The 12,601-nt window shown below is 31.5% G+C and carries 11 protein-coding genes; 6 read left to right on the top strand and 5 right to left on the bottom strand.

Annotation, left to right across the window (positions count from 1 at the left end; translation table 11 throughout):
* From B2217_RS04945 to B2217_RS04930, 4 genes are all read left to right on the top strand, one after another.
* Positions 1-751: sensor histidine kinase (locus B2217_RS04945; RefSeq protein ID WP_291122151.1), on the top strand; the 751-nt coding region annotated here is incomplete at its 5' end.
* Positions 744-1,430 (top strand): LytR/AlgR family response regulator transcription factor, encoded by a 687-nt coding sequence (locus B2217_RS04940; protein WP_280051241.1) that lies wholly within the window; start codon positions 744-746, stop codon positions 1,428-1,430. The genes B2217_RS04945 and B2217_RS04940, both read left to right, overlap by 8 nt.
* Before the next feature lie 12 nt (positions 1,431-1,442).
* Positions 1,443-2,354, top strand: a complete 912-nt coding sequence (locus tag B2217_RS04935; RefSeq protein WP_291093875.1) for a hypothetical protein — start codon at positions 1,443-1,445, stop codon at positions 2,352-2,354.
* Positions 2,354-2,962: a class I SAM-dependent methyltransferase gene (locus B2217_RS04930; RefSeq protein ID WP_291093877.1), complete on the top strand. Its 609-nt coding sequence runs from the start codon at positions 2,354-2,356 to the stop codon at positions 2,960-2,962. Before B2217_RS04935 ends, B2217_RS04930 begins: the two co-directional genes overlap by 1 nt.
* A gap of 34 nt (positions 2,963-2,996) precedes the next feature.
* Here the strand turns inward: B2217_RS04930 and B2217_RS04925 are convergent, their stop codons facing one another.
* The 4 genes from B2217_RS04925 to B2217_RS04910 all read right to left on the bottom strand — a co-directional run bounded on the left by B2217_RS04925 (position 2,997) and on the right by B2217_RS04910 (position 6,665).
* A complete protein-coding gene (locus tag B2217_RS04925) occupies positions 2,997-3,752 on the bottom strand; it encodes an acyl-CoA desaturase (RefSeq protein ID WP_038331764.1) in 756 nt (251 codons plus the stop codon).
* 203 nt (positions 3,753-3,955) lie between these two features.
* Entirely contained in the window at positions 3,956-5,041 is a 1,086-nt protein-coding gene (locus tag B2217_RS04920) for an NAD(P)-binding domain-containing protein (RefSeq protein ID WP_291093879.1), read from the bottom strand.
* A 49-nt stretch (positions 5,042-5,090) separates the two neighbouring features.
* Positions 5,091-5,954 carry a hypothetical protein gene (locus B2217_RS04915; protein WP_180904544.1) on the bottom strand — a complete coding sequence of 288 codons (864 nt, stop codon included), beginning with the start codon at positions 5,952-5,954 and terminating at the stop codon, positions 5,091-5,093.
* On the bottom strand, positions 5,955-6,665 hold the full coding sequence (locus B2217_RS04910) for a hypothetical protein (RefSeq protein ID WP_180904543.1): 711 nt from the start codon (positions 6,663-6,665) through the stop codon (positions 5,955-5,957).
* A gap of 560 nt (positions 6,666-7,225) precedes the next feature.
* Here B2217_RS04910 and B2217_RS04905 point away from each other — a divergent pair.
* The gene (locus B2217_RS04905; protein ID WP_180904542.1) at positions 7,226-7,912 is read left to right on the top strand and encodes a hypothetical protein; all 687 of its coding nucleotides are present in this window, start codon (positions 7,226-7,228) and stop codon (positions 7,910-7,912) included.
* A 43-nt stretch (positions 7,913-7,955) separates the two neighbouring features.
* Positions 7,956-11,729, top strand: coding sequence for a carbohydrate binding domain-containing protein (locus B2217_RS04900; protein WP_280046246.1), 3,774 nt, complete (start codon positions 7,956-7,958; stop codon positions 11,727-11,729).
* 575 nt (positions 11,730-12,304) lie between these two features.
* Here the strand turns inward: B2217_RS04900 and B2217_RS04895 are convergent.
* On the bottom strand, positions 12,305-12,565 hold the full coding sequence (locus B2217_RS04895; RefSeq protein ID WP_280046248.1) for a hypothetical protein: 261 nt from the start codon (positions 12,563-12,565) through the stop codon (positions 12,305-12,307).
* Positions 12,566-12,601 lie beyond the last annotated feature (36 nt).

The raw sequence follows: 12,601 nt of genomic DNA, 5'->3' as shown, positions 1-12,601 counted from the left end.
TCATTTCAATAAAATGCCTCCGAAAAAGCCACCTTTTGATCAATTTCAACCTCGAAAACCGCCACGTGATTTTATGATGTGGAGTCCGAAAATTATTATGTTCTCGATGATGGCGATTGTTTCACTTTTTATTCGTCAAAATAAGCGTTATCAAGAGGTGAAAAATGAGAAACAATTGTCGGAAATTGCTTATTTGAGAGCGCAAATTAATCCTCATTTTTTGTTCAATACGTTGAATAATATTTATGCTTTAACGCTTCAAAAATCGGATTCTGCTTCGGATGCGGTGATGAAATTATCTAAAATGATGCGATTTGTGGTTTCAGATTCTTCCAAAGATTTTGTGCCTTTGCAACAAGATTTAGATTATATCAAGAATTATATTGAGTTGCAAAAATTGAGATTAACGCACAAAGAATCTGTTATTTTTGAAGTTGAAGGAAATCCTGCCGATTTAAGAATTTCTCCATTAATTTTAATTAATTTTATCGAAAATGCATTCAAATATGGTGTGATTGATGAAGCCTCGCAACCTGTTATTATTTCGATAAAAGTTGAGCAACAAACATTGTTTTTAAACGTTGAAAATACCATTTCGAAAGAGGTGAATCCTGAAACTGAAAAAAGTGAAATTGGTTTGAAGAATACGAAAAAGAGATTAGATTTTTTTTATACAAATCATTATAAATTAACGATTAATGATGATTTATCTAAATTTATTGTTGAACTAAAAATTTTCTTGAATGATTAGAGTAATTGCGATAGATGATGAGCCGTTGGCATTGATGGTAATAGAAAATTATTGTTCTAGAAATGAAAATCTGGAGTTAGTAAAAACCTTCTCCAATTTGAAAGATGCACAGAAATATATCAATCAATTTCCAATCGATTTGATGTTTTTGGATATTCAAATTTCGCGTACAAATGGAATGGAATTTTACAAAAATATGGACAAGAAAATTCCTGTTATTTTTACCACAGCTTTTGCCGAATATGCGGTTGATGGTTTCAATGTTGCGGCGATTGATTATTTGTTGAAGCCGATAGATTACGATAGATTTGAGGAAGCGGTGAATAAAGCGGTGTTGATTTTAGTGGATAAAAAACTGAATGAAGACAAAGAATTTTTGACGATACGAGCTGATTACAAATTGAATAAAATCGCCTACGACGAAATTGATTTTATTGAAGGTTTGGACGATTATGTAAAAATTCACCTCGAAAATGGCAAAAGAATTACGGCTCGAATATCGATGAAATCTATTTTAGAAAAACTGCCCGATCAACTTTTTGTGCGAGTTCATCGATCTTATATTGTTTCGATAAAAAAAGTGAAATCAATTCAAAATAAAGTCTTATATTTGAATGAAGAAGAAATTCCGATTGGCGAAACCTATAAAAATGTCATTCTAGAGTTTTTCAAAGTTTAAGTTGTTAGGAAAATGGAAAAAAAAGTGATTAGTCGATTTATCGTAAACATTTTTTTTTCCAATTTTTTTTTAATTCTACTTTCTATTGCGCTCAATATCGAGACGAATATCAAAATTGGTTTACCTTTTAATTCGATTGCGTATTATGCTTTTATTAGCACCATTACGGTATTGTTTTATTTATACGCCTACAGAATTCCAAAATCTTTAAAATCATCTAGTAATCCCAGAACTCAGTTTTACATTACGCATCGTAAATCTGTTCGTATTTATACATTTATTTTAGCTGTAATCGCTTTAATTTCTGGAATTATTTTAGCGATAAATTGTTTACCGAATTACGAAATATTAACTTGGAAATGGTTGACTGTCTTATTTTTTACAACAATTTTATCCTTTGGTTATTATGATTTCAAATTAGGTATTTCGTTGCGTAAAACGATGTTGTTAAAGCCATTTTTAATTGGCTGGACTTGGGCGATTACAACTGTTTTTTTACCTGTTTTATTTTTGATGTTGAAGAATGAAACGCATTATGTCATTGATGCAAAATTCTATTTTCTATTTTCTCAAACCTTTATGTATTGCGTTGTGAATGCGATTTTGTTTGATTTGAAAGATTATGAAGATGATAGCAACCGAAATTTAAAAACCTTTGTTGTAAAATATGGTTATCATTTTACGTTAAACCGCATTATTTTGCCCTTAATATTTTTAGGATTTTTGAGTTTTGTAATCTTCGGAATATGGTATGGATTACCACTTCACCGCATTTTGTTTATGTTAATTCCGATTGTTTGTTTAGCTATTTTTGCTTTTAAACTCAATCGTCCAAAAGCCATTTTATATTATTTAATTGCGATTGATGGAATGATTTTATTGAAAGCAATTTGTGGAATTTTAAGCGTAATTTTATTCGAATAATGAACTATAATTTTATCGCGCCATATTATCATTCGTTAAGCCAGTTGATTTTTTTGAATCGTCAACATCAAGCTCATTTTGTTATTTTGAAACATTTGAAAGAGAATGATAAAATCTTGTGGGTTGGAGGAGGAGCGGGAAAATTTATCGCTGAAATAGAAAAATTAAATCTAAAATTGGAAATAGATTATGTTGATTTTTCTTCGAGAATGATTGATTTAGCCCAAAAAGAAAAAACGTCAAATTTAAATATCAATTTTATTGGTGCTGATATTTTTGATTTCGAAACGGATAAAAAATATGATGTAGTGATGACAACATTTTTGTTCGATCATTTTAATCAACCTAAAGCAGAAGAATTATTTAACCAATTAAATTCGTATTTGAAAGTAGGAGGATTGTGGTTTTATGTTGATTTTGTACAAAATCAGAAAGGTTGGCAAAAAAGTGTAACGAACGTAATGTTAAGCTTTTTTAGAATTGTTATTGGTTTGGATATTTCTCAATTACCTAAAATGCAACAAAGTTTTATGTCGTATTTTGAAATCGTCGAAAACAAACTATTTTTCAAAAAATATATAGAAAGTATTGTTTATCAGAAGAAATAAAAAAAGCGATTCAATAATTTGAATCGCTTTCATTTTACATATAATCGGTGTCTAATTTACCTTTTTTGAACTGAATAATATTCAGTTTATTCATTGCCCAAATGCATGGATACATCGGATCGAATTCCCATTTCTTAACTGCGAAATTAGGACGTCCACCAAATTTATGGTGATTGTTATGCAAACATTCTCCCCACATTAACCAGTCAATCGGCATCAAGTTTGTCGAAGTATCTCCAACATCATAATTACGGTAACCTAATTTGTGTGAAAACCAGTTGATGATTACACCATGTAGTGGGCTCATTAAAACTTGCATTGGAATGAATACAAAATACGTCCAAAGTGGTGCGTCAACAGCAACATAAATTAATATGTAAATGATTACCCAAGCTAAACGTACAGCATTATTTCCAGCAAATCTATCCCAAGAACGCCAAGAAGGAACACCTTTTTTGAATTTTTCTAAAACTTGTGTTTTATCGTGGTCAATTTCGTTGTAAACAATACGTGTTCTCCACATCATCGCAAAGAAATTTGGATCATATTGTGGCGAATGTGGATCCTTTTCTGTGTCTGCATACGCGTGATGATGTCTGTGCATAACCCCGTATGTGTAGGGACTTAGATAAGATGAACCTTGAAAAATCCACGCTAAAACGTGAAAGATTTTTTCCCAAGCTCTTGACATCGTAAACATTGCATGTGATGCATATCGGTGATGAAAAAAAGTTTGGAAAAATAAAGAAGCATACCAATGTATAACAAAGATAATGATTACTGCTGTCATTACTAATTTTAAATTTTTACAAATATAATCGTTAGGATTGTGAATTCCACTAATTAAAATCATAGAACTCATAAAATTATTGATTATTTATAATGAAAAAATTTAATTATAATTCGCTCTAATCAACTAAATTATCCATTTAATATTAGATTTTTATATGTAATTATTTAATACTAAATACGTTGATTAAATAAATGTTAAAGTTATAAACCTAAATAAGCAATTATTTCTCTTGCAACAGCTGAGCCGGCTCTATTTGCACCAATTGTAGAGGCAGATGGACCGTATCCCGTTAAATGAATTCTTGGATCTTTTGCAACTTGTGTAGCTAATTTTCCACTCATTTCAATTCCACCTTTTTCATTTTGTAAATGAAGAGGAGCAAGATGGTCCAATGAATGTCGAAATCCAATATTCCAAAAGATTACATCAGCATTTAATACCGTTCCGTCGTTCCATTTAACGCCCTTTTCTGTAATTTCATCGAACATCGGTTTTCGATCTAAAACATCTGTATGCAACAAACTTTCGATTGCAGGGGTAATAGGTAATCCAGTAACTGAAACTACCGATTGAGTAGGCAAGCCTTCTCTCACGCGTTTATCTACCATTGCTACGGCTTCTCGTCTTAATTCTTCGGTGAATTTGTTATCTCTAAAATCGGGCGGTCTTCTTGTTACCCAAGTTGTTTCGGTAACTTTTGAGATTTCGCCTAATAATTGAACGGCAGAGATTCCACCTCCCACAATAATCACATGTTGTCCAATAAATTCTTCGGCATTTTTATATTGATTGGTATGCAATTGTCTTCCTTCAAACTTTTCGATTCCAGGATAATGAGGAATATTAGGCGTTTTCCATGTTCCTGTTGCATTTACAATTCCTCTTGCACTAAATTGAACACCATTTGTTCGGATAAGAAATCGACCATTATTTTCTTCTACTTTATCAACGCGCAATGGTCTAATAATGGGAAAATCATATTCTTTTTCATACTTTTCGTAATAAGCAGGAACAGCTTTATTCGCTTGCAATTCCTTGTCTTGTATATGTACAGCTTCAGAAAAAGTCAAGCCTGGTAAATCATTAATTCCATTCACTATACTCAATGTCAACGAATCCCATCTATGTTGCCAAGCACCGCCAGCATGTGGTTCGTCATCTAAAATCACAAAACCTTTTCCGGGGTTTATTCCTCTTTTTTTGAGATGATAGGCCGCAGATAAACCAGCTTGTCCAGCACCAATCACAACGATATCAACTTTGTAAAATATTTCTGAATGATTCATAATATAAAGCTAATTAAAACTATTTGTAAATTTATGTGAAGAAATGGTTTTATTTGGGTTTCTTCTGAATGCGATATGTAAATTGTGAAACTTTACATCCCCAAAGTTTTAGTGTCTGAATTGCTCGTAAATGATTATCTTTTTCTTTTACAATTAATTGATCAGTAAACGAAGAAATAAATTGTGCCCAATAATTGTGTTTTGCATCATTCAATAAAAAGTAGAAACCAGCATCGCCAAATTGTTTTCCACTCGAATCTAAAATCAATTCATTTTCAAGACCAACGCTTGGTTTCATAATAACCGTTGCATTACCTTTTGGTAAAGGAAAAACAGCTTTGATACACGTTTTTCCAGAAGGAAGTGTACAGGTTCCGTAAATTCCCGAATAAATCACTTTACCTGAAGTTTTGAATTTTCTCAACCAAATGGTGTAAATAGTTTTATTGTTTTGCGGGTGATTTAGCGTAATAATTTCACTTACCAAATCTTCGGATTGCGCAATATTTTTTGTCGGAATATTTAATTGATTAATCCGTTGGCTAAATAATCGGTTGACCAAATAACCAAAAAATGAAAAATAAGGATTCCATTTTACATTAAATTCTAAATCGTAATTTGCTGTAGCTTCATAAAAAGCAATCACTTTTTTTGATAGATTTTCTAGCTGATGATCTGTTAAATTTAATTCATGAATAGAACTTAATAATCCTTTTGAAGTTGAATTTCGAGCGATAATTAAATTCTCTTTTTTTGCTAATTGATACATAAACTCTTCACCAATTCCGTACAATTCACCGAAAGGAGCAATCAACCACGGAAAATCAGTTGGATTAATTTTTCTTCCCCAAAGAATCACCCATTGTTGCGTAAACCAATCCTGAAATTTTTGCATTGTAAAAGCTAAATTCATCTAAATATTTTTAATTTTAGGAAGAAAAGAATTGCAATTATTCCATTGTCCATGTTCAGAAATTGGCTTAAAACGAAGAGTTGTAAATTCAAAATGAAAATCCTTTCGATTACGCTCTTTCATTGCGTTAGCATGTCTTTTTGGATCAGGCATTTTGCTATGTCCATTCACCATATCCGTCATTTCTGATTGAGATTTCCAAATCGAAAATGTCGAAATAATATTGGGATATCGAATAGAAGCCAACGAAAGTGTAGTGCCTTTGTGATCTCGAACTAACTTCTCAACAGGTCTTCCCCAGCGTAGAAAACGAGGAATTTCTGTGTATTTCATTCGTGCAATTGTTACCGCAACAACAGGCTCATTTTTCCTGTTTTCCTCCATTTTTTCTGTCGGAATTTGAAAACCAGAAATATTTCCCCATTGTCTTAAAAAATCTAATCGAACATGCCAGCCTCTCGCTAAAAGTTTACCATATGAATTATTTTTTAGAAAGTTTTCTAAAGATTTTTCATCTTCCCATTGTGCAAATACAACAATAGTTTGGTTAAAAATTCTCGTTTTCGAAAAAATAGGCGAACCTAATTTCATAGCAGACATCGTTTCGGAATGACTCAATCCAATAATTTCACTTGTTTTCAAAGGAAAAAGCATCAATTTAAAGGCTTGAAAATGACTAAGCTTTGCGATATGATAAGAGAAAACATTCATCTATGCAAAATACTATTTTAAAAATGAAAAGGTAAAGTTGTTATTAAAAATTTTGAAATATAATGTTCTGTTTGCTTAGCTGAGTTAGTTTTTATATTTTAATCATTACTTATAAAACAATTAGAAACTTCTAATCTAACTGAGAATAATTTGTACTCAGCTAAAGTACAAACGGGATACTTTATAAATAGAAAACGTATTCAACTTACGACCTTACTTACAATATCATATGAAAATAATCTGTTATTTCCAATTTAAAATTAATAAAAAGAGGTTTGGTAAATGAAAATTTATGTTATTTCTATTTTATTTATTTGAAATTTTATTTAATCCAAAAAAAAATGAAGATTATATGATTTTTCACAACTAACCTATAAAGTGTTAAAAATCATATTGATTTAAGTCATTTAAAATGAGTTTGTTTTTAATTGTATGGGACATAAGGAATTATTCTTTTTATAAAGAATTAAGTTATTTATAAATGTCTGTATTTGATAAATATCATCATGTCTTCCTATTATACTTTGTAGTTTTAAGTTGGTTTAATTAATAAAAAAATTATGAAAAAAGTTTTACTTGCTATTGCATTTGCTGCACCCTCAGTATTTGTTTTGGCTCAGGTAGGTATTGGAACTAATGATCCTAAAGCGACATTAGATGTTACAGCAGTTAATTCAACAGGAACTTTAGAAACTGTAGAAGGTGTTTTAATTCCAAGAGTTGATAGAGAGAGAGCACAATCGATGCTTAATGTAGATAAGTCTACAATGGTTTTTATTAATAATATTAGTACAGGTTCTCAGACAGGTACAGCTGTTAATATAAATGCAGAAGGTTTTTATTATTTTGATGGCCTTGTTTGGGTTAAATTATCTTCTGGAAATGGGAATTCAGGATTCTTTTACATGCCTTCTATTGTATTACCTACAGTGGTAACAGACAGTAGAGTAGTAGATACATCAAATTTGTCGTATACTTATGATAATACAACGTCTATTTTTACAGTAAAGTTACACGATTTGTATCAACAACAATTTAAAACTCCGATTGCAACTAGTACGACAAGCAATGGTCTTCAAGAGATTGTATTAAAAGCAGATCATTATGAATATTTTGTAACATATGCAGATAATACTGTTTTTACAGATATAAAAGTAGATGATAATGGAATTCTTACATACAAAGTAACGCCTAATGCTATTATTAGAAATGGTTCTTTTATGAATATTGTGCTAAAGGTTAAGTAGTTAATAGGGGTTAATGATTCGTTGAATCTTTAGAAATTACAATATGGAATTAAATATAAAAAAGAATCTTATAGGTTTACTTGCGTTGTTTGCTTTACAACAAACTAATGCACAAATCATCTTTAAAGAAGATTTTGGACAATCAACTACACGAAAATCATCTCCTTATGTACCACAAGCTGGTAATGATTTAAATTTAGAAGTTTCACCTTATACATGTACACCTTATTATAGGGCTGCAACATCATATTACGTCGCTGCAACAAGACCAACTTGTAAGGATAATCCTATCGGTACACCTGCAAGCAACTATGGATTAACTAATTATAATGGATGGCTAAAAAATATCAGTGATGGTTATTATGTTGTAGTCGCACCAGCTAATTTGAAAGATGTATTTGATAATGGTACAGCTGGAACTGGAAGTTGGTGGTTAAGTGTTTCGGATCATACAGCCAATACAAATGGAGCTGTAATGGTTGTTAATGCTGGTACGATAAGAAATCAGTATTATCGCAGAGCTGTTACCCTGAAAACAGGTACAACATACAAATTATCAGCTTGGGTAATGGGTAATGGTAGTAGTGTATTTGACCTTAAAATGGAGGCGCAAAATATTCTTACAGAACAGCTTCTAGGTAGTAATTTAACTGGGAATAATCAAAAGACTTTGAAATTAAGTGAAGCCAATAAATGGGAACAGTTATTTTGGACTTTTACTACACCGACTGATCAAAATTGTAATACAGATATCGCTGTTTCTTTAAGAAATAACTATACGACGAGTGAAACAGGAAATGATTTTTATATAGATGACATCGTTTTAGAAGAAGTTGTTGATCCTTCGGCTGATATAATAGATTGTAATCCACAAAATGGAGTTATTGATGATATTATCAAAGCGAATGATGATGCTATCACAACCACATTAGAGGGAGGAGTATATTCAATCATTGGTAATGATTCGTATTCTAAAGTTGTAGGAAGTATTGTTTTGAATGGAACAGGTAAAAATTCATCTATAATTCCATTGGGTACTTGGCCTACAGGTTATTCAATTGATACAAATGGGCAATTAGTAATTGCAGCAAATGCTCCAGCATTAACTAATCCGTTAGAATATCAAATTACAAATTTGTTAGGCGTATCTTCAATTGCAAAAATTACAGTAAAACAGGATTTAGGCGTATCTATTAAAGGAAATACTGATGTTTATGATTGGGTTGCTGGCCCTAAAACATATTCAACTGTTAGTTCAAATGATATTTATAATGGAGGTATAGCTGGACAAGGATTTATTTTTTCTGGAATAGAACAGAATGCTAAGATCTCTCCAAAAGGAACTTGGCCTAATGGAATTAGTTTGAATACTACAACAGGAGAAATTACTACTACAGCTGCCGCAGTGAAACCAACAGGTGCTATTTATTATACACTATGTAATATGGTTGGTGTTTGTCAAGATATTGCTGTTACTTTTTTGGGAAGTGAATCTCCTTATTCTGGTTGGGATCCAGGGAGTATTTTTGTAGAAAATTCTGGGGTATGTTATAATTCTAGTGCGAAAATTGTAGAACAAAATGCAGGTGGAGGTAGTTCTACACCATTTTCTTTAGTTGGTAGAAAATATAGTTGGGAAATTAGTTTTGATAAAGGAGTAACTTGGACTAATTCTGATAATATGCTAAATATTACACCTCCGTCAGGTGAGAGTAGTGGTGAGTCAACCATAGGATCAATTGGAAGTATAAAAGTTGATGGCAAAAATTCGATAATCGTAGAAAATGTAACAAAACCTTTTTATGTAAGACGAAAAGCAAATATCTATCATACCTTAGCGGTAAGTAGATTTGATAGTTATACAGCTCCTGTATTGGTTATACCATCTGAAGAGAATACAATTACTCTACCTGATAATATCAATGCTTTTGCAGCAGAACAAGGAACAAGTTTTACTTTTCCTACTGTGTCAACAAAATTCCCTTCTACCATTACAGTTTATGATGCTGATGGTAAAAAAGTTGATGGAAATACAGTTTCAAATCTTAAGAAAGGAGAATATTCTTATACAATAGAAGCGACTACTACAGGTGGAGCTAGAGTAGGATGTAATACATATACAACGATAAAATTGATTGTTTATGATTTAAAAGATTGTGATATTGTTAAGAAAAAGATTTTTGCAACAGATGTTAGAGATTGGAGTTCTGGATTAAGTGGTGTTGCTAATAAAGAAAAAGCAGTAAATGGAAACCGTGCTGATTATGCAACAATTACTGGAGGTGTTGTTGTTTTGGGAATTGGTACTGTAGGTGTAGATTTATATTTTACAAAATTATCTGATCCAAATGATCCAAAATCTAAACGTGTTTTATATACGGCTGAAGAGTTAAAAGGAAAAAAAGTATCCATAAAATTAGGTGAACAATATTCTGGACTTAAAGTCGCTGGAGGTTTATCGGTAGTAGGGCGATATACTAGTGCTACTGATCCAAATGATATTGGATTAACAAGCGGTATCCCAATAGGCATTACAAATGAGAATGCAGGAACGTCGTTTGGTGTAAAAGGAGGCGTATTAGATTTATTGAAAGGAGATAATGTATTCGATTTTTCTTTTATTCCTGCCAAAAGCAATGGTACTCATGTAGCTTATAATGGGGTTCGTGTACAATTAGGTTCTTTACTTTCTGTAGCTGATTTGGCTACTGTCTTCCATGCATATATAGAAGAAGAGGAACTTGTAACCGATCCAAATTATAAACCGCTAGGCGATATTACTGTCAACCCACCTTCATCATTACTTTATCCAACGGAACAAAAAGATATAGATGGAACAGATTTAACAGGTATCAAAAATGTAGATATTAAGTTGAATGAATTTACACATGATGTCACTTGGGGTAACCGTTCAGAAGTGTTGAATGTTGCAAGTAGTTTATCTTCTGTAGTACATCCTTATTATGCTGTAGATGATAATTATGATAGTTACACCTTATTTAATGCAACGGCAGGGGTGTTGAATCAACAATTTTTACGTACACATTTGAGACAAGCTGCTCGACCTGGAGATCAAATTCAAGTAACATTGGCTTATCCAAATATTAATGTCTTAAACTTGAGTTTATTACAATTAGGAAATTTTAAAATTGTTTATTATTTAGGTGATACAAAAGTAGGAGAAGAGAATATGGAGAAATTTAGAATTTTAGATATAGGTTTGTTTAACTTTAAAAATAAACGTAGAGCTGTAATATCTAAACCAATTACAATCCCATTCGATTCTTTCGAAATTCAGCAATTTAATACGGTTTCTGTAAACTTAGGAGATGGTTTACATGTTCATGATATTCGTGTTGCGCCAATGATGTTATTCGAAGGACAAGAAGATTCAAAAGAAGTGACAAAAATTTGTGCAGCAGACTTTTTAGCAATTAAAAGTCCCGATTTTTGTACAGAATATGAAATTTCTTTTGCAAAAGTAGTTAAGTTTGGTGGTATTTATACGCTTCCTGACGAAGATGAGGATCCGGATAATAATTTACCTTTATTAGATAAAGATGGAAATCCAATCAAAGAAATTTTAGAGGTAGAAGATATTCTAAATTCTCAGTTAAAATATAGTCATTCAGGAGCAGGAGTTATGTATTATAACATAGACAGATTATATACAGAATTCGAAAATGAAGGAATTATTCTTGTTAAAGTGCAAACTAAACGACAAGGAGTAAATTATGGTAATCCACAATATTTAAGAGTAAAGCTTCAAAATTGTCAAGAAGCTTTAGTTAATCCAGTTATTAGATTATCTAATTAAATTTAAAAATTGATCATAAAAAATCCAGACATATCGTCTGGATTTTTTTATAATTTATATAAGTCTGGATTATTTATTTGATGAGATTCTGAAACGAGTTCAAGATGACATTTAGTAAATGCAATTATGTTAATAATAACGTATAAGTTAAGCTGAATTATCCTTTGATTTTGCTCAGGAGGCTTGATTTGTCAGTCAGAGTGACGTTTGCAAAACGTTGTATCGAAGACTTAGACGATAAATATACATAATTCCCTTCTTGAATGGAGTTAGTGGAGCTTAGGTAAAATTGTTACAAGTTGATAATAATTATATGTTCATTTTTATTCATGAGTTATTATTGTTTTTAAATGAATTCATATGCCCTTCGGGGAAGTCTTGACACAAAAACATTTATCTTTCGTTTTACACCACATCAAATCAATTTTTCCATTTGGGATAATAATTCCTTTATCTATCTCTGCGACATTCGTCAAAGTCGAAAACGCATAGACAAAGTCGACTAAATCAGTATCTGGCTTTTTAAAATGAAAATTAAGCGGGTTCATTGTCGCAAGTTGGTATTTTATCTGGTTCTATTTTATTAAAAGCAATCCCATAATCATTCCTATCGCTCCATCTCCGCCTTTTTGATAGCGTAGGAATTGTAAGTCCTCCTTCGCAAGATTAAATTTTCGCGAAATTTCTTCGTCAACGTGACCGTAGATAAAATTTTGCAGAGATTCTTTGGAAACGTCTAATCTTTTTTCAATTCCGATTGTAATATTACCATATATTAATTCTTGCAAATCGTTTTGATTGATCTTACATTTTAGGGCTATGTTACTGATGTTCATATTGTATATTGCTTTTGGATAAACTATTTCGTGATA

It is taken from the genome of Empedobacter sp. UBA7620, from assembly GCF_002484185.1.
GTDB classification, from domain to species: domain Bacteria; phylum Bacteroidota; class Bacteroidia; order Flavobacteriales; family Weeksellaceae; genus Empedobacter; species Empedobacter falsenii_C.
The sequence above is the reverse complement of the archived record's forward strand: the minus strand, read 5'-3'. Positions and strand labels throughout refer to the sequence as shown.